General features: G+C 50.6%; 20 protein-coding genes. 8 read left to right on the top strand and 12 right to left on the bottom strand.

All coding sequences use genetic code 11. The features are described from left to right. Positions 1-35 precede the first annotated feature (35 nt). From AC6I8X_RS26320 to AC6I8X_RS26335, 4 genes are all read right to left on the bottom strand, one after another. On the bottom strand, positions 36-905 hold the full coding sequence (locus tag AC6I8X_RS26320) for an aldo/keto reductase (RefSeq protein ID WP_313689332.1): 870 nt from the start codon (positions 903-905) through the stop codon (positions 36-38). Positions 906-1,017: 112 nt separating this feature from the next. After that, the gene (locus AC6I8X_RS26325) at positions 1,018-1,380 is read right to left on the bottom strand and encodes a hypothetical protein (RefSeq protein ID WP_313689335.1); all 363 of its coding nucleotides are present in this window, start codon (positions 1,378-1,380) and stop codon (positions 1,018-1,020) included. Then, positions 1,380-3,044: a methyl-accepting chemotaxis protein gene (locus AC6I8X_RS26330; protein ID WP_313689340.1), complete on the bottom strand. Its 1,665-nt coding sequence runs from the start codon at positions 3,042-3,044 to the stop codon at positions 1,380-1,382. The genes AC6I8X_RS26325 and AC6I8X_RS26330 overlap by 1 nt, the downstream gene beginning before the upstream one ends. 149 nt (positions 3,045-3,193) lie before the next feature. After that, positions 3,194-4,198 (bottom strand): GlxA family transcriptional regulator, encoded by a 1,005-nt coding sequence (locus AC6I8X_RS26335; protein WP_497841723.1) that lies wholly within the window; start codon positions 4,196-4,198, stop codon positions 3,194-3,196. 919 nt (positions 4,199-5,117) lie between these two features. Between AC6I8X_RS26335 and AC6I8X_RS26340 the strand changes: the two genes are divergently transcribed. Beyond that, positions 5,118-5,525 (top strand): DoxX family protein, encoded by a 408-nt coding sequence (locus AC6I8X_RS26340; protein WP_313684775.1) that lies wholly within the window; start codon positions 5,118-5,120, stop codon positions 5,523-5,525. Positions 5,526-5,650: 125 nt separating this feature from the next. Next, a complete protein-coding gene (locus AC6I8X_RS26345; RefSeq protein WP_497841724.1) occupies positions 5,651-6,718 on the top strand; it encodes an FUSC family protein in 1,068 nt (355 codons plus the stop codon). Between the two features lie 44 nt (positions 6,719-6,762). Here the strand turns inward: AC6I8X_RS26345 and AC6I8X_RS26350 are convergent, their stop codons facing one another. Further along, a complete protein-coding gene (locus AC6I8X_RS26350; RefSeq protein WP_497841725.1) occupies positions 6,763-7,278 on the bottom strand; it encodes a hypothetical protein in 516 nt (171 codons plus the stop codon). Between the two features lie 355 nt (positions 7,279-7,633). Here AC6I8X_RS26350 and AC6I8X_RS26355 point away from each other — a divergent pair, with 355 nt between their 5' ends. Further along, positions 7,634-8,797 (top strand): AAA family ATPase, encoded by a 1,164-nt coding sequence (locus AC6I8X_RS26355; RefSeq protein WP_497841726.1) that lies wholly within the window; start codon positions 7,634-7,636, stop codon positions 8,795-8,797. Between the two features lie 3 nt (positions 8,798-8,800). Here the strand turns inward: AC6I8X_RS26355 and AC6I8X_RS26360 are convergent, their stop codons facing one another. Next, the gene (locus tag AC6I8X_RS26360) at positions 8,801-9,136 is read right to left on the bottom strand and encodes a hypothetical protein (protein ID WP_313684767.1); all 336 of its coding nucleotides are present in this window, start codon (positions 9,134-9,136) and stop codon (positions 8,801-8,803) included. Between the two features lie 93 nt (positions 9,137-9,229). On the opposite strand from AC6I8X_RS26360, the gene AC6I8X_RS26365 reads away from it, so the two are divergent. After that, positions 9,230-9,496, top strand: a complete 267-nt coding sequence (locus AC6I8X_RS26365; protein WP_299446895.1) for a DksA/TraR family C4-type zinc finger protein — start codon at positions 9,230-9,232, stop codon at positions 9,494-9,496. Between the two features lie 37 nt (positions 9,497-9,533). On the opposite strand, the gene AC6I8X_RS26370 is transcribed toward AC6I8X_RS26365, so the two are convergent. From AC6I8X_RS26370 to AC6I8X_RS26385, 4 genes are read right to left on the bottom strand one after another with little or no spacing between them, the layout of a single operon-like run. Continuing rightward, complete coding sequence (locus tag AC6I8X_RS26370) at positions 9,534-9,836, bottom strand: PTS lactose/cellobiose transporter subunit IIA (RefSeq protein WP_299446892.1); 303 nt, start codon at positions 9,834-9,836, stop codon at positions 9,534-9,536. Then, positions 9,833-11,233: a glycoside hydrolase family 1 protein gene (locus AC6I8X_RS26375; protein WP_497841727.1), complete on the bottom strand. Its 1,401-nt coding sequence runs from the start codon at positions 11,231-11,233 to the stop codon at positions 9,833-9,835. The genes AC6I8X_RS26370 and AC6I8X_RS26375 overlap by 4 nt, the downstream gene beginning before the upstream one ends. Further along, a complete protein-coding gene (locus tag AC6I8X_RS26380) occupies positions 11,214-12,569 on the bottom strand; it encodes a PTS sugar transporter subunit IIC (RefSeq protein WP_497841728.1) in 1,356 nt (451 codons plus the stop codon). Before AC6I8X_RS26380 ends, AC6I8X_RS26375 begins: the two co-directional genes overlap by 20 nt. A gap of 12 nt (positions 12,570-12,581) precedes the next feature. Next, a complete protein-coding gene (locus AC6I8X_RS26385; RefSeq protein WP_299446884.1) occupies positions 12,582-12,896 on the bottom strand; it encodes a PTS sugar transporter subunit IIB in 315 nt (104 codons plus the stop codon). A gap of 258 nt (positions 12,897-13,154) precedes the next feature. Here AC6I8X_RS26385 and AC6I8X_RS26390 point away from each other — a divergent pair, with 258 nt between their 5' ends. Then, positions 13,155-14,096 (top strand): LacI family DNA-binding transcriptional regulator, encoded by a 942-nt coding sequence (locus AC6I8X_RS26390; RefSeq protein WP_299446881.1) that lies wholly within the window; start codon positions 13,155-13,157, stop codon positions 14,094-14,096. A gap of 26 nt (positions 14,097-14,122) precedes the next feature. Continuing rightward, on the top strand, positions 14,123-15,520 hold the full coding sequence (locus tag AC6I8X_RS26395; RefSeq protein ID WP_497841729.1) for a M24 family metallopeptidase: 1,398 nt from the start codon (positions 14,123-14,125) through the stop codon (positions 15,518-15,520). Positions 15,521-15,620: 100 nt separating this feature from the next. Here the strand turns inward: AC6I8X_RS26395 and AC6I8X_RS26400 are convergent, their stop codons facing one another. Beyond that, entirely contained in the window at positions 15,621-16,688 is a 1,068-nt protein-coding gene (locus AC6I8X_RS26400) for an ATP-binding protein (RefSeq protein WP_497841730.1), read from the bottom strand. Position 16,689: 1 nt separating this feature from the next. Continuing rightward, positions 16,690-17,388, bottom strand: coding sequence for a response regulator (locus AC6I8X_RS26405; protein ID WP_497841731.1), 699 nt, complete (start codon positions 17,386-17,388; stop codon positions 16,690-16,692). A gap of 253 nt (positions 17,389-17,641) precedes the next feature. On the opposite strand from AC6I8X_RS26405, the gene AC6I8X_RS26410 reads away from it, so the two are divergent. Both AC6I8X_RS26410 and AC6I8X_RS26415 read left to right on the top strand, forming a co-directional pair. Beyond that, entirely contained in the window at positions 17,642-18,658 is a 1,017-nt protein-coding gene (locus AC6I8X_RS26410) for an efflux RND transporter periplasmic adaptor subunit (RefSeq protein ID WP_497841732.1), read from the top strand. Positions 18,659-18,694: 36 nt separating this feature from the next. Beyond that, the gene (locus AC6I8X_RS26415) at positions 18,695-21,805 is read left to right on the top strand and encodes a multidrug efflux RND transporter permease subunit (RefSeq protein ID WP_497841733.1); all 3,111 of its coding nucleotides are present in this window, start codon (positions 18,695-18,697) and stop codon (positions 21,803-21,805) included. Positions 21,806-21,829: the final 24 nt, after the last annotated feature.

Consider the following 21,829-nt stretch of genomic DNA (forward strand, 5'->3'; position numbering starts at 1 on the left):
GCGACCGATTACACGGGATATCTCTCGACTAACGATCAGTCATGAATTTTCACGCCAAGACAACCGCGGACAAATTCAGGATTAAAGTGTTTTACTGCCTCACCTACGTAGCCTAAATCAAGTGAACCAATTTGAGCCATTTCGTTATCCGTCAATGAGAAATCCCAGATAGAAAAGTTCTCTTCAATACGCTCCTGACGAGTGGTTTTAGGGATGACGGTGACACCACGTTGCACATTCCAGCGCAGGATAACCTGAGCAATGGTTTTTTTATGGGCTTCGGCAATCCTCTGGAGGATTTCATTTTCATAAGGCTGATGCCTTCCTCCGCCTAATGGCGCCCAGGCTTCAGGCTGAACGTTGTAGTACTTCATGGTTTCAAGCGCTTCAGGTTGTGCAAAGTAAGGATGTAATTCGACCTGGTTCACCATTGGCTTAATTCTGACTGTTTCGCAGAAATTTACTAAAACGTGAGCGTAGAAATTGGACACACCAATCGCTTTCAGTTTCCCTGCTTCATAAGCGTCTTCTAATGCACGCCACGCGCTGAAATAATCGCGCATTGCCTGATGCAGTAAATAGAGATCAAAGTATTCTAAACCTGATTTTTTTAACGATGCTTCAATGCCTGCTTTGGCCGTATCGTAACCAGCCATGTCTTGTACCCACAATTTAGAAGTAATAAATAACTCCTCACGGGTACACAAACCTTCAGCGATGGCTTCACGCACGGCATCACCAACGGCGTCTTCATTGCCGTATACGGCTGCGGTATCGATAAGACGATAGCCTGCACGGATAGCACTTAACACGGACTGTTTACATTCTTCTTTATCGGTTACTTTAAAAACACCAAAACCAGCCATTGGCATCTTAAGGTTATTGCTTAATACTGAATATTCCACTGTAGAGTTCCTCCACGAAATTAATGGCATCATTCTAAAATAAATACACCTGCAGGGTTAATACGTGAAATCTGATTGCACTTATGCAGAAAATTCATCAATTCGACCCTCGCTACAATGAAGAAGGCTCCAATACAGAGCGCTTCATTGCCCCGGTGAGGTTATCCAGCAAGTTCCTCAGTATTTGTACAGCCAGCATGACGCTCTGCAGATTGTAATAAAGCGCAGCGTCATTCTGGATCAAATACGCTTCAAACTCTTTATTACGCAGTAGGACCAACGTCTGATTAATCAGCTCGCGCAGATGGTTGCAGTTGTTCATGTATACGTCCAGAGACTGATATATGCCATCTGTCAGTTGCTGTAGCAGCGTATTAACCTGCTCAAATTTGATCAATATCTCCTGATGGTGCTGCCCATAAAGAAGGAATCCATCGATGTCCATTTTTTGTCCTTTTATCAGCTCATCACCCATCAGAAACTCTGCCAATCGGCGTCATTTCCCTTGCTGATCGAGAGAGTTTGCCTGATCAACGGCTTTGCGGACGCGACTGGCGGTTTGGCAACTTCACTTTGCTGAAAAACTGGCACTTCAGTGTTTGTCAGGGTGAACTGATTAACCAGTCCGAGCAGCGTCTTTGCCTGCTCCTGAAGAGAGACTGAAGCGGCGGAGGCTTCTTCAACCAGTGCCGCATTCTGCTGTGTGACATCATCCATTTGGCTGATTGCGAGATGTACCTGTGTAATGCCTGTGTTCTGCTCTTCCGCAGCGGCAGCTATTTCGCTCACCAAATCGTTTACCTGCCGGAAAGCCCCCTTAAGATTGGTCATATTGCTTTCGACGGCTTCCGCCTGAATCGCACCCGATTCAACCAGGCTATAGGAGGTATCGATTAGTTGCTTTATTTCGCGGGCTGCCTGTGTTGAACGCTGTGAAAGATTGCGCACTTCCCCCGCAACCACTGCAAACCCTTTACCATGTTCACCCGCCCGTGCGGCTTCTACCGCTGCGTTTAAGGCAAGAATATTGGTCTGAAATGCAATGCCTTCAATCAATGACACAATCTCAGTAATTTTTTTCGAGCTGTTCCTGATCTCTCCCATCGTATCCAGCATGTTTGACAGAGATGCGGCACTGGCATCGGAAAGTTCGGATGCGTTACCTGCCAGCAGGCTCGCCTGCCGGGTATTGTCCGCAGTTTGCCTTACTGTTTCGCTCAACTCTGCCATGCTTGCTGCTGTCTGTTCCAGCGATGCAGCCTGCTGTTCCGTTCGGGAGGAAAGATCCTCATTACCTGCGGCAATTTGTGCCGACGCTGAACTCACTAAATGGGAGGCCGAACTGACCGAATTAAGCGCCAGACCGACACGTTTAAGCAGCTGATTAAATGAACCTGCCATTACACCAATTTCATCTTTGCTACTTTCATCAGCAGCGATGCTCAGATCCAGATTATCACCGGTATGATTCATCACATCGCCGATTCGTTTTAGGCTCCTGCGTATCCTTAAAAGAGTCAGAGTTGCCAGCGTGCCAAGAAGCAAAATAGTTAATGTTATCCCCACGCTCATGGACCATACCGTTCGCTGGTAGATATTATGGTTGACGGTTCGCAATCCATTTCCCAGCGTTATATTCAGCTCCAGCTGCTTGCGATAATTTTCCTGAAGCATTTTGATAGAACCTCCAATCCCATTCTCACTTTCAAGCAGGCCTAAAGTCACATCGTCCTGATGTGACCGTGATGCCCGGAGAAATTCGGGCAGACGCGTCTCTACCTGACGCAGTATCACAAGACCGTTCTCCGTCATTTTCTTGTCTTCATCACTTGATATGTCGTTTTCCAGGTAATAATTAGCGAGCTTATTAATATCAGAAATTCGCTGTGTAATATTACTTTCAATAGGAGGCATGCGGGTGTTATCAGTCTGGCTCTGGTGTTTATACAATGTCAGCGAGAGTTTATTGGTGCGATCAATAAGCTCACTCAGGTCCTTTATGGAGGGTATTGCGTTTACCTGTACATACTCAAAACGATCCTGAAATCCGGTCAGTATGCGGATGGCCAGGACGCCGGTTATAATTAATGATGCAGATAGTAAAATAAAAGTCAGAGCAAGCCGCTGGGATATATTCATCATTCTTACCTTTTGGAGGTTAATAAATTTCACTGCCGATCCATCGGCAAAAGGTGCGAAAAAATTACTTCAAATTAAATGGTTGAATTGCGCCTTTTCTCTCAATTTTCTTGATTTGCCGGAGGCAGGTATCAGGCAATGTGGCGACCTTATTTCTGAAGAGCAGAAGTGCGTGCAGCCATCCATTGTCGATATTGCGCGGGTGACATCTCCATGATCTGATTAAATGCTTTACGAAACGCGGTATCCTCAGAATACCCGCAGTTCCTGGCTATCTGTTGAATGCTGACGCTGGTACTGATTAGCATGTTGCAGGCTGATTCAATTCTGACTCTGGTGATGAATTCTTTCGGGGTTTCCTGCGACAGCACCTTAAGCCTTCTCTGCAAGGTCCGTTCGGTAGTGTTAAGCGCGACAGCCAGTTCTGCTGCCTTGATGGATGGGTTCTGAAATCGAATAATCTCCTGAGCACGAAGCAAAAAAGCAGAGCCAGAGTTGATGGAACCTGGGGATGTGCTGAGATATTGACGCAAATGGTGGTTATCCGCGAGGGACATTTCTGATGCGAGAGTTGCCACCTCGGTCCCTGCTCCCTTTTCAATGACACTCAGAGCCAGTGATATCCAGGAGAAACATCCGCCAGTGGTAAGAATGCCGCTATCTTCCTCAAGCGTTTTTCCTCGTACTGGTATCGCTTCAGGATAGCGTTCTTTCAGCATATGGCTGACCCACCACGTAGTGGTATATGACCTTCCGTTGAGTAATCCCGCCTCTCCTAAAATAATCGCGCCAGTTCCCGTAGCGGCAATTACAGCGCCATTTTCATGTAACTTCTTAAACCAGGCGGCCGCCAGTCTGATGTTATCTATATTTAGCGGTTGCAGGTCTGGTCCAAGTAACATACCCGGGGCAATGACCACATCGGGTTGACCGGCAGCCTGGAATGAACTGTCAATGTGAATGAGTCGGCCTTCCGTATCCCAGACGGGAGCACCATCTGAACTTACAATGAGGGTTTCAAAGGGTTTATTGGGAAATCTGATTGCATGAGCCGGAGAAGCAGCCAGGGCCTTGTTAGCGATCCAGAATAAATCAGCCATGCCTGCAATAGCAGAAAGTACACTGCCCTCCAGGGCGAGTATGGCAATACGCATTGGTATCTTCCTTTTTAAATTGTCGTAATTTGCGTGAAAAATGTCACTTTTTATCAGCTGCTTTTCTTTCTGTTTATCCTGCACGTCTTCAGATACAGGAATGTTCTCCGTCCCGTTTTTTTCATCGCCCTATCTTCACTTCATCTCCGGCAGGTTTAGCCGCGATTATATAGCTCTCCAGCTTAAGCTGGGGTGAGCAAATTCTGTCCAAAGTGCATGGTTTTGATGGTTTATCTAATGGGAAAGTGTCAGATACTGTATCAATAAATGACATCAATAGTATTCAGTCTTTTTTTAGTGAGTCCAATGCAAAAAGAAAACAATCGTGATCTATCGTCGTAAAACTGACGATGGAATTCAGACGCAGTGCATATTAAGTTAGAACGTAAACCCAGAGAGAATAAATTTTTAGGTTTCATTTTATAATGCTTTCAATATTACAATCTGATTCAAACGAACGGCAGTAACCGTCAAAATAATGACTACCTCTTGAATTACCGGTGAGAAGATAAACTCGCCACGGATTCTTATCTGCGCTTCAAACGGAACGAGATATAACCAACGAAACGACGAGAGAAATGAATGCATTGTGGATACCAATTTCCGCGCTCCCTGGCATTGGCCTTTTCGCGATGGGCATAATGAGCAACTGCTACAGGCAGTCCACGGCAGGCTGAAGTTCTCAAACGCTGAAGTGTGCCTCCAGGCGGCCTGCTCCGGGTTAGGTATCACCCGTCTCCCCTCCCGTACCCATTCCTGAACGTTATGAGGTGCAGCCGCTGGGATTATTTGCAGTTTTCCCACCCACCAGTTGGCAATAATTTCCAAAATGGAAATAAACATGCCCTTTTGAGGCGGATAATACTCTCTCCGAAAAGAAGGTACATTCTCCTTATCAACTACCTGAGAGGATATAACCATGACTGATAACCGTACCACCCCTTACGCTGCCCTTATCATGCGCATCGCACTGGGCATCCTGTTCCTGGCCCATTTCGGTCTGAAGTTCTTTGTTTTCACACCAGCCGGGACAGCAAAATTCTTCGCATCACTCGGCCTGCCCGGTGGACTGGCCTATGTCACTATGGCCGTAGAATTTGTGGGTGCCATTGCACTTATCCTCGGTGTTTATGCTCGCGTCGTGGCTGTACTGTTAATTCCGGTTTTACTGGGTGCTATCTATAGCGTCCACGGTCCGGCTGGTTTCTTCTTTACGAATCCGAATGGTGGCTGGGAATTCCCTGCTTTCTGGATTGTGGGTCTGATCGTTCTTGCCCTGACGGGTGACGGTAAATATGCCCTGAAGCCAACCTTCCACCAACGTTAATGGACTCTCCAGAGTCACCTTAAGAAATTTAAAAGACCATAACGTCAGCCAACACTATCCTGATAATCAGTGCTGCAAAATCAGGAGCGGCCACCATTGTCGAATGCCGGGTGTGAGGAGACCAAATGATGCATTTTCGAACCATGCGGAATTATTGGCAAATCTCACCTGAGCATTTGTTGTTCTCATTGCAAGTCATCGTCGCTGTGCTTCTCACCGTTCTCATTTCTGATGCGTCAGGAATGACTTATCCCGGCTGGGCAGCGTTGAGCAGCTTCGCCGTGATGAAAAACACCACCTTTGATAGTTTCGTGCGTGCCATTCAGCGTGTACTGGGAACGCTGGCTGGTGGCGGCCTTGCATTAATTTTGTTGCCCCTCGTCGCTCACAATCCCATTGCGTTAACGCTTTTATCTGCGCTTACAGGCGGAATGACGGTTTGGCTGGCAAATGGTTCTGCCTTTTCGTATGCATGGGTGCTTGGCGGTGTGACGGCCATAATGGTGATGTCAGAAGCGCAGCACACCTTCGACATCCACCACTTAAAAATCTTTATCGCAGCAAGGGTGGCAGAGGTCGCATTAGGTTGTTCAATATGCGTACTGACTCACCTGCTATTTAAGCCACTACAGCGATTTCCAGGTCTATTGGTTCCTGCCTCTGCCGTTACGCCTCCCGGTCACAAAGAAAAACTAAAGGCCCGGGTGAGGATATTGTTGGCTTTTCAGGGGGGTGTGACGGTCGCCATCGTTACCGTCCTTCTCCTCACGTTTAATCTTGCTGGTTTTTGGCAAGCGATCATCACTGTGCTGGCGTTACTCACTCTTCCGGAAGGCGTAACAGACACAAATCAGCAGGTGATATCGCGTATGAAACAGCGATTGCTCGGTTGTCTTACCGCGGCGCTGGCCAGCTTAGTGATGATGCCGGTATTACAGGGAGCGCCGATACCGTATCTGATAGCACTTGTCTTCGGGCTTGGCGTGGGTTGCATCCTGCAGCAGGGTGCAAAGGCAAGTTACTTTGGCAGACAATTCACTGTTGCCTGGCTGATTGTTTATATTCAGGATGAAGTCTGGCGCACAGAGCCGTCCATTGCGGCTACCCGAGTGGCCAGTATTATTATCGGTATTGTATTACTGGCTTTAACGATGTCGTTAAGTGCCCGTTTTTTGCGATCCGCTGCATCCTGAAAGGTGATGATTGCACCCCAGCCATCTCTGGCTGGGCAATTAAGCTACATACCCTCTGACAGATTTTCATATCTTTTGGAATGATGCTTCCCTTGCTTTTGTGGGACGGCATCCGGGTAATTTTCAGCAAAAATACCCCGTAATGTTTTCACATCTTTTTTGTAAACCAGGTCATGCTGGACAAAAAACTTTGTCCCCTGTTTGGTCTCTAATGCGGCCATTGGAGAGAACATAGCCTTCAGACCTGAGTCCATGTAACTGGTCATCGAATTGCGCTCAGCAATCTGATGCAGCGTATCTTTATAGCTATAACCTTCCTTTTTCATCGCATCGTCGAAGGTTAACGCCGTATAACCATACATGCAGTTGTCCTGGCTCATTTCGCCTTGTGAACTGCAATTAACCCATTGATTTTGCATAGTAGAATCAACATGCCTGCTGACTTTTTGCGCTTCTGCGCGATTTGCAGGCATCGGAGCAGCAACAGCGAATGATGAAAAGAAGGTATAAAGGGGTAATGCCACTAACAGTGGCTTGATTAAAAATTTGCCGGTTAACATGCTTTTCCTTTGGGTACTGACAGGAAGGGTAATGCCGTCACAGTACCACTTACCCATGCAACCAACAGTAAAATACATGTTTACTTGCAAAATTCAGGTAAGAGAAATCGGGCAACGGCAGAGATAGCAAGTCCTGAAGAGTTACACTGTCACGCGAGAGTGATAAGGTTGTTCCCGCAATGGCAAATCCTGAACGGGAATTTCAAGCTGAAATTTTATGACTAACAAATGAAGCATCAATAAGTTAACGGTTTGTATGAGTGGGAACCCTGTCGCTCCTCTTCCTGGAATGTCAGAGAAAACCCTCCCTGCCGATAACTCAGCTGGCATCACTATCCAGGAAAAAACCAAGCCTATGTTGACCTGCTTTTCTATCGCCAATTATCGTTCAATCTGCGATCTCACCCTGCCGTTAGGGCGGCTGAACGTCATCACCGGTGAAAATGGCAGCGGGAAATCCAATCTCTACAAGGCGCTGCGCCTGCTTGCCGAAACAGCAAAAGAGGGGGTGATCAGTTCTCTGGCTGAAGAAGGCGGGCTGACTTCAACCTACTGGGCCGGACCAGAAACGCTGTCGCCTGGCATGAGGCGTGGAGATGTGCCGATTGAGGGTGGGCCGCGCCACAATGTGCTGCGGCTGAAACTGGGATTCGCCAGTGACCATTTTGGCTACGCCATCACACTCGGCCTGCCCACCCCGAGTTCATCAGCCTTTGCTCATGATCCGGAGATCAAACGCGAGGTCATTTTTAGCGGTCCTTATTATCGCCCCGCCTCCTCCTTAGTCGAGCGGAAAGGCAATCTGATTAAGGTCCGGGAGGACCGGCAGTGGCAGGTCGTCTCTCAGCAAATACCGGTGTATGGCAGCATGTTTGATCAGCTGGCGGACCCTCACGCTGCCCCTGAAGTGTTCCAGGTGCGTGAAACGATCCGCAACTGGCGCTTTTACGATCATTTTCGCACGGATAAAGATGCACCCGCCCGCCAGGCACAACTGCTGACGCGTACCCCCGTCCTGCATCATGACGGGCGAGACCTGGCATCGGCGCTTCAGACGATCATGGAAATCGGTGATCGGCACGCGCTGGCCCATGCGATTGATGACGCTTTTCCCGGCAGTCGTCTCGAAGTCATCCACCATGCCGGGGGACGCAGCTCGCTGGCCTTCCACCAAAAGGGACTGTTACGCCCTCTTTCTGCTGCCGAGTTATCGGATGGCACGCTGCGGTTTATTCTCTGGGTTGCGGCGCTGATGACGCCGCGTCCCCCGGAACTGATGGTACTGAACGAACCGGAGACCAGCCTGCATCCGGACCTGTTGCCCGCACTGGCACGGCTGATTCTGCAGGCATCGCAGCACACGCAGATTTGGGTGATATCACATGCCAACCGGCTGGTGAACGCGCTGATGCGTGACCCGGAGTGCCACATGATCGAACTGGAAAAAGAGCTGGGGCAGACCCGAATCAAGGGACAAAGCATGCTGGACGTGCCTGCCTGGCGATGGCCTGACGAGTGATAATCAAGTGAACGTCATGGCCCAGGTGATCACTCCGGCGGCCACCGTGGTAAAGGTTAATGCGACAAGAAAAAGAATATCGACGAACTTTTCCAGCTTATGATTGCGCCGCTGGTTGCGGGTACGCAGCGCCCAGTAGGACATAATAGTGGTCACCAGATACAGAATGGCATTGACGGCCAACATATCGTCACCCAGCGTATCCTCCCGCCTTAAGGCGGTAATCACCTGAAAAATACCGATGACGGTGATACAGACACCGACCATCGCAGCCGAAGCGGTGAAAATATGCACACAGATGTCTTCGTCGAGCCGGTTATTGGTTTTTGGTTTGATCATCACAGTCACCTTAAAAAGAGCAACGTTCGATTTCTCAAATACGGGCGATTAACTGTACTCTTTTAAGGTTAACGGAGACAGAGGAGGCGGAATATGGCTAGCGGCTGGTCTGGCGATGGTGCGGTTCAGGATCAGATTGACGCCACTGTCGATGATGCGGTTGCCAGGGCGCGCAGTCACCTGGCACACGGCGAAAGTGCCGAATATTGTGATGAATGCGGTGAGCCCATCCCCGAGGCGCGTCGGCTGGCCTTACCCGGCGTGCGCTATTGCATTAAATGCCAGAGCGAGCGTGATAAGCGCGAGGCAAGCCACAGCGGATACAACCGACGCGGCAGTAAAGACAGCCAGTTAAGATAAGCAAGCTGGACGACCGCGGTCGTCCAGCCGTAACGCCTCAGCGTTGATAAAGATGCACGATCTCTTCGGACAACTCGCGCGCCAGCAGCGATGTCATCAAATGGTCCTGGGCATGCACCATAATCAATGACATCGGCTGACGAGCTTCGCCCGCATCCTGTTCAATCAACTTGGTTTGCATTTTATGGGCCTGGCGGGAGAAGGTATCCGCTTCCTGCAACAGGTTTTTCGCCGCGACAAAATCCCCCTGACGGGCCGCCTGTAACGCCTCAAAACACAAACTGCGCGACTGACCGGCATTGACGATGATTTCCATTACCGCTTCTTCTAAATCGATCATGATGTGGACTCCTGCTCACTGAAACCATTATTCGCGGCGGTTGCGGCAAACCACTCCCCGCTTTTTTTCACGGTACGCTGCTGGCTGGCGAGATCGAGCTGCACAAAGCCGTAGCGGTTTTTGTAGCCGTTGCACCATGACCAGTTATCAATAAAGGTCCACATATGGTAGCCAAGGCAGTTGCTGCCCTCACTTATCCCCTTGTGCAGCCATTTAAGGTGATCGGAAATAAAATCGATGCGGTACTGATCGTCAATCTGACCCTCTGCGGCGAAGCGCTGCTCATTTTCGACCCCCATGCCGTTCTCTGAAATAAAGCAACGTGGATTGCCGTAGTTCACCCGCAGATTGGTGAGAATGTCATAAATACCTGGCGCGTAAATCTCCCAGCCGCGATACGGATTCATCGTGCGGCCCGGCATCTCATAATGGTCAAAAAACCATTCCGGCATTAATGGCGAGGCGGGGTTCACCGCACTTTCCCGGCATTTAACCCGACGCGGCTGATAATAATTGATACCCAGCAGGTCAATTTTACCGGCCGCAATCAATGCGCTGTCACCCGGTAAACAGGCTGGCAGTTGATCGTATTGCTTCAGCAAAGCCACCAGATCCGCCGGATATTCTCCCAGCAGCACCGGGTCGAGGAAGCTGCGGTTAAACAGCAGGTCCGCATGGTGCGACGCATTAAGATCGGCCGGATGCTGCGAACGCGGGTATGACGGCGTCAGGTTAAGGATGATGCCGATTTCTCCGCCATAACCCCTTGCCCGATATGCGCGCACCGCCGAGGCATGGGCCAGCACGGTGTGATAAGCCACCGTTGCGGCGCGCCTGAAATCGACCACGTTGGGATAGTGGAAATCATAAAGATAGCCGCCCTCAACCGGCACGATCGGCTCGTTGAAGGTGAACCAGTGCAGTACCCGATCGCCAAACAGATCAAAGCACACCTTAGCGTAACGGGCGAATGCCTCCACCACCTCACGGCTCTCCCAGCCCCCTTTCTCCTGCATCGCCAGTGGCATATCGAAATGGAACAGAGTGAAGAAGGGTGTGATGCCCTGCGCCAGCAGTTCATCGATGACGCGATTATAAAAGGCCACCGCATCAGGATTCACTTCACCGATTCCGTCAGGAATTAAGCGCGACCAGCTCAGCGAGGTGCGAAAACTGTTGTGATTCAGCTGGCGTAATAAGGCGATATCCTGCTGCCAGTGTTGATAAAAAGTCGAGGTCTGTGCGGGGCCGACCTTCTGATGAAAGCGCCACGGTTGCTGCTGAAACCAGTGATCCCAGATGGTGGCACTTTTCCCGCCAGACAGACTCGCTCCTTCGGTTTGCAGGGCCGAACTGGCGCTGCCCCACCAGAAATTCTCAGGAAACTGATACTTCATTACGCTTATCTCCGGTTTTATGAGTCAGAGGGGCCACGGTGTTGTCCTGGGCTTTTTGTTCTTCTGTCTTCAGCAGCGAACGTTCATAAGCGCGCAGGAAAGGTAGGTACATCAGGGCCGACATCACCATGCAAATCAGGCACATAATCACCGGGCTGATGGCCCAGTTGGCAGCCCATGAGGCGCCAATTGGCGCGGGTGTTGTCCAGGGCGTGAGCGATACCACCTGTGCCAGCCAGCCCATTTTGGTGGCCGTCCAGGCGAGGATGGCGTTGATCATTGGCACGCAGACAAAGGGAATAAACAGCATGGGATTCATGATGATTGGCGCGCCGAACATAATCGGTTCGTTGATGTTGAAGAAGCTCGGCACAATGCCCATCTTGCCGATGGTGCGCAGATGGGTCGCGCGGCTGCGTAACAACAGAAACGCCAGCGGTAAGGTCGAACCCACGCCGCCAATCAACAGATAGTGATCCCAGAAACCCTGCAGATAGATATGCGGCAGCGCCGTGCCTGCCGCCAGTGCCGCCTGGTTGGCTGAGAGATTTGCCATCCAGAACGGGTTCATAATTCCGGTCACGATCAGCGCACCGTGGATACCGGCGAACCAGAACAGCTGGCACAGCAGCACCGAAAGTAAAATCGCGGGCAGAGAATCTGACGCCGAAACCAGTGGCCCGAGCAGGTGCATGATCGCTTCGGGAATAATCATGCCGGTCTGCGCCTGAATAAATAAGTTCAGGGGATGCAGGGTGCCAATGATCACCACTACCGGAATCAATATTTCAAAGGAGCGGGCAACACCAGTGGGGACTTCTTTGGGCAAGCGGATGGTGATGTTTTTCTGCTTAAGCCATGCATAGACCCGCGTTGAATAAATGGCGGTGATCAGCGCGGTAAAAATCCCCTGTCCGGAAAGATAAGCGGTGGAGATGGTGCCGTTCGAGTAAGGCGCGGCGACCAGCAGAAACGCCATAAATGCCAACAGGCCCGACATCACCGGATCCAGTGAGAACTGCCGCCCGAGGCTTGCGCCGATCCCTACCGAGATAAAAAATGTCATGACGCCCATGCTGAGGTAAAACGGCAGCATCAGTTGTTCGCGGTAGGTCGCGGAGAAATCCAGCCAGGCACGGGCAAAACTGTTGGTCGTCGTGGCGGAGAACGGCGGGAAGATAAAGACCAGCATGAACGAACCGATGATCATAAACGGCAGCGCGGCAGTAAAGCCATCGCGGATCGCAATGATGTATTTCTGTTGCCCGAGACGTCCGGCTAACGGCGTTATCGATTGCTCGATAACGGTAATCATCGACTGATATAACGAGCTCATACCATCACCTTTTTAGTGAGCTGCCTCAATAAGCGACAGCGCGTAATCCAGCACTTTGTCACCGCGCTGCATACCGTAATCCATCATCTCGATTGGCTGGACGGGGATCCCCGCGCTGGCTGCTTTATCCGCCAGCGTTTTCAGCATGTATTTCACCTGTGGCCCCAGCAAAACCACCTGATAACGTGAAAATTGCTCGTCAAATTCGGTCACCCCATAGGCGGCGATATCGACAGCCAATCCCCTTTCCTGCGCCACGTCCTGCATTTTGCGCACCAGCATGCTGGTGGACATCCCCGCTGAACAACACAACATAATCCTGACCATCGTTATCCATCCTTCAGTGATATGCCTCAATGTGGTTATGATTGGATACCATACGGAAACCGGTTTCCATCAAGGAGCCAATGAAATGTGATAGTGGTCAATTTATTATTCATTGGTGGTTTTTTTATTAGATTCCCATCACAAAATACCGGCAATATGGATGTGTTTTATGCTGAAATGGAAATCCGGTTTCCATCCAGAATCGAAATCGCTATACTGCCGCTGGCGAAAGTTTGTTCAGAGTGTCCGGGGAGAAAGATGTCTACGATCAACGATGTATCGCGCTTAGCTGGGGTATCAAAAGCCACAGTGTCTCGGGTGTTGAGTGGTTCACGCGGCGTGAAGGAAGCCAGCCGCCTGGCGGTGCTAAAAGCGGTGGACGAGCTGAAATATCGGCCTAACGTCATTGCTCAATCGTTGTTCAGCCAGTCCACCGGTTGCATTGGAGTTATCTGCGCGCAGGAAAACATCAATCAGACCACCGGCTACCTTTACGCGCTGGAAAAACAACTGAGCCAGCATCAAAAACATTTGCTGTTGCGCTTTGCCAGCAGCAAAACCGATGTGATGAATGCCCTTGATGAGCTGACCTGCGGGCTGTGTGATGATGTGCTGATCATTGGTGCCCGCTTTCCCCTCGATATTCAGGACGATAATGTCATCCTGGTGGATTGTGCCGAAACCGCATGGCCAAATAGCCTCCAGTTCGATCACGCCTTCGCCGCCGAAACCGCCTGTAATTACCTGATTAGCCAGGGGAAGCGGCAGATTGCCTTGATCTATCCTGATGCCGGAAATGCCGGGGAACAGGTGTTATTCGGTTATAAACTGGCGCTGGAAAATAACCTCCTGCCCTATAATCGTAATCTGGTGCTGATGGATTCGCCCTCTTCGTCGGTGGCGCTGCAGGTGCTGCTCAACAATGCCAGCACCCTGAATTTTAATGCCCTGTTAGTGGCAAACGATCAGGAAGCACAACAGGTGATGACGCAGCTACAGGCATTTAATAAATCGGTGCCGGGCGACATCATGGTGTTTAGCCTGGCCGGTTCTGTTCATTTGCCAGGCCTGCCCACCATCCCGGCGATTGAATATTCAATGGATGCGCTGGCAACCCGAATTGTGAGCTGGCTGACGAAAAAGACCCAGGACATGCTGGGTTCTTATACGCTACGGGGAGACCTGTTCGTTCCCCGTTAACACATCAAACTCAGAGGGGACGGTAAATGACGCAGCAATACCCATACAGGCTCATGAAGAAACCGGCTCCTCCCACCTTCCCGGATGTAACAACGCCGGTGATCCCGGATGAAGTGATGCATCAACGCCTCGCGAACGTTCTCTCGGCGATGGGCGCACAGGGACTTGAGTTTCTGGTCATCTATGCCGACAAAGAACATGGCGGCAACTTTGAATATCTCTCCGGTTTTATTCCCCGCTTTGAGGAAGCCTTGCTGGTTATCAGCGCGCAAGGAACACTGACCTGGGTCATGGGCAATGAAAACCTCAAACTGGTGCCGTTCGCCCGCAACGCAGGGAACTGCCTGCACGCCCCCATTTTTTCTCTGCCGAATCAGCCGATGGATGGCGATCAACCGCTACACAAGCTGCTGGAAAGCTGTGGTATCACTGCGTCGTCACGTACCGGTATTGCCGGCTGGAAGTTGTTTAGCGGCCTGAGTGCGTCAAAACAACTGTTCGATGTCCCGGCATTTGTCGTGGATGCGGTTTTTCAGGCGTGTGGCGGTAAACATAACGTGATTAACGCCACCGGACTGTTTATCTCGCCGGAAACGGGCGTCCGTATCCATAACAGCGCAGCTGAAGTGGCATTCTATGAATACGGTGCCAATCTGGCGTCCACCTGCCTGCTCAACGCGCTCGATGCCATTGAGGTTGGTAAAAGTGAAAAGTCGATTGGGCAGTTGCTGGCCGCCTCGGGACAGCCATCGAGCGTGATCTCCATTGCCGCCACCGGCGATCGTTTTACCCACGCCACGCTTTATCCACGCGATAAAGTCATCGCCCTGGGTGATAAGTTTTCACTGACGGTAGGTTACAAAGGCGGATTAAGTAGCCGCGCAGCCTACGTTGTCGCCGCAGCAGACGAATTACCCGCCGAAGTGGCGGATTATCTGACACGCGTGGCCCAGCCTTACTATCATACCGTCGTCACCTGGCTTGAAAGTCTCCGATGCGGCCTGACGGGTGGTGAGTTGTACCAGATTGTTGAGCATGTGCTGCCAAAGGACCGCTGGCACTGGCATCTCAATCCTGGCCACCTGGTGGCGGATGAAGAATGGCTATGTTCACCGGTCAGCAGTGGCTCCAAAGCGGTGCTGGGCAGCGGCATGCTGTTGCAGATCGATATTATTCCTTCCGTCAATGGCTACGGTGGGTGCAGCATTGAAGACACCGTTGCGCTGGCGGATGCCCAGCTACAGGCGGAGATTGCAGAAGCCTGGCCGGAGGTCTGGCAGCGTATGCAGGCGCGGCGGCAATATGTTGAGGATGTACTCAATATCGAGCTGCATCAGGATGTGTTATTGCTGTCAAATACGGTGGGTTATCTGCGCCCGTATCTGCTCAGCAAGTCTGAGGCGCTGGTAAAAGTGGCGAATTGAAAAGAGTCGCACCGCTGGGCCCTATACCCTTCTTCCGTGCAGACCCATCATTAACGTTTTCGCGCAAGATGGGCATACAATTAACGTTTTCGTGGTGTTATTAGGGGATTTTGTCAAAAGGAAGAAAAACCTTAAAACCTGCTCCACCTAATTCACTGCTCTCATATTTTACATATCCGTGATGGGCAAGAGCGATGGCTTTCACGACAGCCAGACCCAGGCCTGTCCCACCACTGTCACGCGAGCGGGAATGATCCAGGCGACTAAAAGCATCAAAAATAGAGCCGATCTTGTCCTCGGGAATACCCGGCCCCTCATCTTCAACACTGATGATCACCCCGTCAGCATGCTGCTGACATGCCAGCAAAACCACACCAGGCACTGCATAGCGACGGGCATTATCCAGTAGCGCAAGGATCATTTGCCGGACGCGTGCCGCATCACATCTGAGGTCAACTGAATCCACTTTCGTAATCACAGAGAGATGTTTTTCACTCATGGCGGGTTTGACCAGCTCGACAACGCTAATGAGCTCCTGTGCAATGTCCAGCTTCTCGGCGCGTAAGGAAAAGTGTTCACTGGCGGCCAGACTTAAGGTACGCAGATCTTCGATCAACCTTGCCAGTCCTTCCGTCTGCCGCACGAGATTTTTAAATAACGCCTGCTCCGGCGGGAAGATGCCATCGGCCAGTCCCTGAAGTCTGCCGCGCAAAATAGTGACTGGCGTTCTGAGCTCATGTGCGATGGCAGCATTCCACGTCACGATTTCACCAGAAGCCACCTCAAGTTTTTCAGCCATGATGTTGAAATCATCGACCAGGGCAGCGGTTTCCGAGAGTCTGCGGTCCCCGGCATCGGCTCTGGCACTCAGTTCACCACCGGCGATACGTCGTGCACTATCGGCCAGGGATTGCAGTGGATGGAGAATCTTTTTTGCAAACCTGACTGCGGTAATGACAGCCACGATAATCGAAAGCCCGACAGATATGCCAAGTTGCACCCAGTCCGACGTAGTGGCGACATACTCGAATTGCTTCGCTTGTTCGCCAAATACCATCACCGCGAGGCCGACCCACGCATAGTAGGTAATGAAGGTGATGAGCAATGAAGAACAGACGAGCTGTATCATTAAAATAATGAGATGTCGACTTAACCCTGAGCCTTTCATGTTAATCCCCCAGCCGATAGCCGAAACCGCGCACACTTTCGGGGATGCCCGACAAACCGGCATCTTCTAATTTTTTTCTCAGTTTACTGATATGGCTATCAACGGTTCTTTCCAGCGTTTCTCCCTGGGGCAGGCACGACTCAAGAATCTCCAGCCGACTAAAAACTTTTCGCGGCGCTTCGGCCAGGCGTTCAAGTATTCTGAATTCAGTTGAAGTAAGACGAGAGGCGATATCCTCACCGGAATGACGCAGAATAATTCGGTGCTCGTCATGATAAAATTCAATTTGGTTATGAACAGTGACTCTGGGTTTATTTTTCTTCTGAGCATTCCCCGTGCGCCTTAATATTGCCTGAGTTCGGGCAACGACCTCTGCCGGATTAAAGGGTTTGACAACATAGTCGTCTGCACCGATGCGCAATGCCGATAATTTATCCGCATTGTCATCATTCGCTGTCAGCATCAGAACAGGCGTATCGCCACGACGGCGCAGTTCGGTAAGCACCTGCCAGCCGTCCATCAATGGCATGCGAATATCCAGAATAACTAATGCCGGTTGAGTCTTATCGTATAAGTCCAATGCCTGCTTACCGTTAGCAGCGTGCAACGTTTCAAAACCACTTTGTTTTAAATAGGCGATAACAATGTCGGCGATTTCCGCATCATCTTCGGCTAACAGGATTAAAGGCGTCATATTCATTTGATTACCTTATTGCATCAGACCGTCGCTGTTAAGAATAATATTTTTATTTTTCATCTCCACGCAATCTACATAATACCTGCATCCTTCCTCAATAAACACCGCGTACCCTCCCCGTTTTGCACTATCACATTACTCACCGGGTTGAAACTTTATGAAGACAAAGGGACTGGCATTAATCGTTGCAGCCGCCATTTTAACGACAGCGGGCTGCAAACAGGAAGAAACCGCGTCAGGCACCCCGCCGCAACCTGTGCAGGTTGCCGTCACCACGCTCCAGCCCGCAGAGGTTTCGCTGGTGCGCACCTGGCCTAGTCGTATCAGCGCCATTAAAACCGCGCAGATAAGACCGCAGGTGGGAGGGATTGTGGTATCCCGCTTGTTTTCTCAGGGTTCAGACGTCAAAACCGGGCAGCCACTTTTTCAAATCGATCCCGCACCTTTTGAAGCGGATGTTCAAATGGCTAATGCAGCGCTGGTTAAGGCCGAAGCCACCTACCGGCAACTCAGGTCCCGAGCAGAACGGCTGAAACTGTTGCAAAAAACAGGCGCAGTGAGCCATCAGGATTATGATGATGCCAGCGCCAATAGTGCCGGTGCCGCAGCAGACGTCGCGCAGGCACGAGCCACGCTCGAACGGAGAAAGCTGGAATTAGCTTATTCAACGGTGCGGGCGCCGATTGATGGTCGTATCGATCAGGAATTTGTGACCGAGGGAGCGTTAGTCAGCGCTTCCGATACCCAGGCCATGGCCACCATCCAGCAAACGCGAAGCGTATATATCGATGCCCGTCTTCCTGCCGCTGAATTACGAGGTTTACTGACGCATAACCAACGCGAATCACAAGTTACGGTATCGCTGTTGGATGAGAATAATCATCCTTACAACGTCAGGCCGCGATTACTTTTCTCAGGCATCAACGTGAATAACGAAACGGGTGATGTGGTGTTACGCGCGGAAGCTGAAAACCCGCAGGGGGAGCTGATGCCCGGTATGTTTGTACGCGTCAAAATTAGCCGCTTGCTGGAAAATAATGGCATCGCTATTCCGGAAAAAGCTATTCAGCATGCGCAGGACAATACCTATGTCTGGCTTGAAACAGCCGAAAATAAAGCCGAGAGAAAGCAGATAGAAATTGGTGATCAGTTCAACGATAAAAGAATTGTATTAAATGGCTTAAAGGCTGGGGATAAATTGATCATCGAAGGAAAGGAGAAATTACAGGATGGCATTCCAGTGGAATCTTTGAGCGATAAAAACGGCGCTTGATGCCAGATTTTATTTAATCATTATACAGGAATTCTGATGCCACAGTTTTTTATCAACCGCCCGGTATTTGCGTGGGTCATTGCGCTGTTTATTGTGTTATTTGGTCTTATCACCATACCTCAATTGCCCATTGCACAGTATCCTTCGGTTGCACCACCAAGTGTATCAATAACGTTGAATTACCCTGGGGCTACACCTCAGACGATGAATGAATCGGTTATCTCGCTTATTGAGCGAGAATTATCAGGTGTTGATGACCTGCTTTATTTCGAGTCATCAAGCGATACGTCAGGAATGGCGACCATCACCGTCACTTTCAAGCCAGGTACAAACATCAAACTGGCGCAGGTCGATGTCCAGAACCAGATTAAAACCGTTGAATCACGTTTACCGCAGACTGTCAGACAAAATGGCCTGACGGTTGAAGCGGCATCATCTAACTTTTTGATGATGGTCGGGCTGACATCACCAGGTGGAAACTTCTCGGAGGCTGACCTCAGTGATTACTTTGCGCGTAACGTGACCGAAGAATTGCGCCGCGTTGCGGGTGTCGGCAAAGTGCAGGCGTTTGGTGCGGAGAAAGCCATGCGCATATGGGTTGATCCGGCAAAACTCATTTCCTATCGTCTGACCATTAGTGACATCAGTGCCGCCATCAGCCAGCAAAACGTGCAAATAGCGCCAGGCCGGATTGGTGATGCTCCAACCGTCCGTGGACAGCAAACCGGTTACCCGCTTACCGTACGCGGTCAGCTTGGCACACCTGTCGAATTTCGCCATATCGTACTCAAAGCCAATGTTGACGGTTCGACTGTCACGCTCGGTGATGTCGCCAGGGTAGACCTCGGCTTACAGACCTATTCTTTTGCGGTACGTGAGGATGGTCAGTCTTCGACGGCGGTGGCGATCCAACTGTCACCGGGTGCTAATGCGATACAAACATCCCAGGCCGTGCAGGACCGTCTGACTGAAATGGCGAAAGCCTTGCCTGACGGGATGAAATTCACCGTTCCGTTTGATACCTCGCCCTTCGTTAAAATTTCTATCGAGAAAGTCATCCATACCTTTATCGAGGCAATGGCGCTGGTGTTTATCGTCATGTTCCTGTTCTTACAGAACATCCGATATACCTTTATTCCTGCTATCGTGGCCCCCGTCGCGCTGCTGGGCACCTTCACCGTGATGATGTTATGCGGCTTCTCGATAAACGTACTGACGATGTTCGGTATGGTACTGGCGATAGGGATCATTGTTGATGACGCTATCGTCGTGGTCGAAAACGTAGAACGCCTGATGTCTGAAGAGGGTCTTTCACCCCGGCAGGCTACGGAAAAAGCGATGCGTGAGATTACCGGTGCGGTGGTCGGGATCACGCTGGTATTAACTGCGGTATTTATTCCCATGGGATTAGCCAGCGGGTCGGTCGGTATTATTTATCGCCAGTTCACCCTTTCGATGGCTGTCTCTATTCTTTTCTCCGCATTTTTAGCATTGAGCCTTACCCCGGCACTGTGTGCTACGTTGTTAAAACCGGTGACGCAGGAATCTCATCAAAAAGGGCGTTTCTTCAGCTGGTTTAACCGTAGCTTTGATCGCATGTCAGATCGCTTCGAATCTCGCTTAACCCGTCTGCTGAAAAGAACCGGCAGGATGATGCTGATTTACGGTGCGCTCTGTGGCGTGTTGTTTTATGCCCTCACCAGACTTCCCTCGTCCTTTCTGCCTTCGGAAGACCAGGGATATTTCATGACGTCGATCCAGGTGCCTTCTGATGCCACATTAGAAAGAACCGGAGAGGTGGTGAAGAAGCTGGAAAATGCTGTCGCTGAGCGTCCGGGTATTCAACGTAACCTGTCGGTGCTTGGATTCAGCTTTTCTGGTTCCGGTGCTAACTCGGCGCTGGCGTTTACCACCCTCAAAGACTGGGGAGAAAGAGACGGTGCAACCGCACAGGAAGAGGCAGACCATTTACAGGCAGTGATGTCCGCTGTACCGGATGCAACGGTAATGAGTCTCCTGCCGCCTCCGATCGCGGAATTAGGCAATTCCACCGGCTTTACTCTGCGTCTTGAAGACCGCAGTGGCCATGGAAATCAGGCGCTATCTGAGGCCGTCAACCAGCTGTTAATCAAGGCAGCACAAAGTAAAGTCGTGACTGACGTGTATGTCGATGGCCTGCCTGATGGGACAAGCATCGATCTCAGTATTGATCGCCAGAAAGCGGAAACGCTGGGTATTGCATTCAGTGATATCAGCCAGACACTTTCCGGTGCGATGGGGTCATCCTACATTAACGATTTTCCCAATCTGGGGCGTATCCAGCAGGTGATTATTCAGGCTGATGCTCCGTATCGCATGCAGCTGAAAGATGTGCTGTCACTGTACGTGCGTAATAAGTCCGGCGGCATGGTTCCGTTGTCGGAAGTGGTGCGTGGCGAGTGGAAAACGTCCCCCTTACAGATGGTCCGTTATCAGGGCTATCCCGCATTTCGTATCGCCGGGAATGCCGGGCCGGGATATTCAACCGGTGCCGCGATGGTTGAAATGGAAAAGATTGCGGCTGAGCTACCCGCTGGATTTGCCCTTGAATGGACCGGTCAATCGTTGCAGGAACAACAATCCGCCTCTCAGGCTCCTATGCTGATGTTGCTTTCCATGCTGGTGGTATTTCTGGTACTGGCCGCGCTTTATGAAAGCTGGGCTATTCCGTTATCAGTCATGCTTGTCGTGCCACTTGGATTACTCGGTGCGGTTATTGCGGTGTTTATACGAGATATGCCGAATGATGTTTTCTTTAAAGTCGGGATGATCACTATCATTGGTCTTTCAGCTAAAAACGCCATCCTTATTATTGAATTTGCCAAACAGATTTATGAGGAAGAAGGCAACCTGATTAAATCAACGATTCGCGCGGCTAAGATGCGATTGCGTCCGATTTTAATGACGTCATTAGCTTTCACATTAGGTGTTGTGCCTTTAATGCTGGCTGTCGGAGCGAGCGCCACCACGCAACATGCAATAGGGACAGGGGTATTTGGCGGCATGATCAGCGGTACATTGCTGGCTGTTTTCTTTGTTCCGGCCTTTTTTATCTTCGTCATGACCTGGGTTAACAAAATATCCAGCGCCATCACGAAAAAACCCTGAATCGCAGGTCTTTTTAACAGCGCG

The sequence above is a fragment of the Pantoea sp. X-Soil-TKNS-1280 genome (assembly GCF_059730475.1).

What these genes read in the sequence shown, in the direction of transcription:
- AC6I8X_RS26355 (WP_497841726.1), top strand. Translation starts at nt 7,634, where the DNA reads ATGTTGACCTGCTTTTCTATCGCCAATTATCGTTCAATCTGCGATCTC.
- AC6I8X_RS26360 (WP_313684767.1), bottom strand. Translation starts at nt 9,136, where the DNA reads ATGATCAAACCAAAAACCAATAACCGGCTCGACGAAGACATCTGTGTG.
- AC6I8X_RS26405 (WP_497841731.1), bottom strand. Translation starts at nt 17,388, where the DNA reads ATGAATATGACGCCTTTAATCCTGTTAGCCGAAGATGATGCGGAAATC.
- AC6I8X_RS26415 (WP_497841733.1), top strand. Translation starts at nt 18,695, where the DNA reads ATGCCACAGTTTTTTATCAACCGCCCGGTATTTGCGTGGGTCATTGCG.
- AC6I8X_RS26385 (WP_299446884.1), bottom strand. Translation starts at nt 12,896, where the DNA reads ATGGTCAGGATTATGTTGTGTTGTTCAGCGGGGATGTCCACCAGCATG.
- AC6I8X_RS26340 (WP_313684775.1), top strand. Translation starts at nt 5,118, where the DNA reads ATGACTGATAACCGTACCACCCCTTACGCTGCCCTTATCATGCGCATC.
- AC6I8X_RS26395 (WP_497841729.1), top strand. Translation starts at nt 14,123, where the DNA reads ATGACGCAGCAATACCCATACAGGCTCATGAAGAAACCGGCTCCTCCC.
- AC6I8X_RS26380 (WP_497841728.1), bottom strand. Translation starts at nt 12,569, where the DNA reads ATGAGCTCGTTATATCAGTCGATGATTACCGTTATCGAGCAATCGATA.
- AC6I8X_RS26325 (WP_313689335.1), bottom strand. Translation starts at nt 1,380, where the DNA reads ATGGGTGATGAGCTGATAAAAGGACAAAAAATGGACATCGATGGATTC.
- AC6I8X_RS26375 (WP_497841727.1), bottom strand. Translation starts at nt 11,233, where the DNA reads ATGAAGTATCAGTTTCCTGAGAATTTCTGGTGGGGCAGCGCCAGTTCG.
- AC6I8X_RS26345 (WP_497841724.1), top strand. Translation starts at nt 5,651, where the DNA reads ATGATGCATTTTCGAACCATGCGGAATTATTGGCAAATCTCACCTGAG.
- AC6I8X_RS26390 (WP_299446881.1), top strand. Translation starts at nt 13,155, where the DNA reads ATGTCTACGATCAACGATGTATCGCGCTTAGCTGGGGTATCAAAAGCC.
- AC6I8X_RS26335 (WP_497841723.1), bottom strand. Translation starts at nt 4,198, where the DNA reads ATGCGTATTGCCATACTCGCCCTGGAGGGCAGTGTACTTTCTGCTATT.
- AC6I8X_RS26330 (WP_313689340.1), bottom strand. Translation starts at nt 3,044, where the DNA reads ATGAATATATCCCAGCGGCTTGCTCTGACTTTTATTTTACTATCTGCA.
- AC6I8X_RS26365 (WP_299446895.1), top strand. Translation starts at nt 9,230, where the DNA reads ATGGCTAGCGGCTGGTCTGGCGATGGTGCGGTTCAGGATCAGATTGAC.
- AC6I8X_RS26400 (WP_497841730.1), bottom strand. Translation starts at nt 16,688, where the DNA reads ATGAAAGGCTCAGGGTTAAGTCGACATCTCATTATTTTAATGATACAG.
- AC6I8X_RS26350 (WP_497841725.1), bottom strand. Translation starts at nt 7,278, where the DNA reads ATGTTAACCGGCAAATTTTTAATCAAGCCACTGTTAGTGGCATTACCC.
- AC6I8X_RS26370 (WP_299446892.1), bottom strand. Translation starts at nt 9,836, where the DNA reads ATGATCGATTTAGAAGAAGCGGTAATGGAAATCATCGTCAATGCCGGT.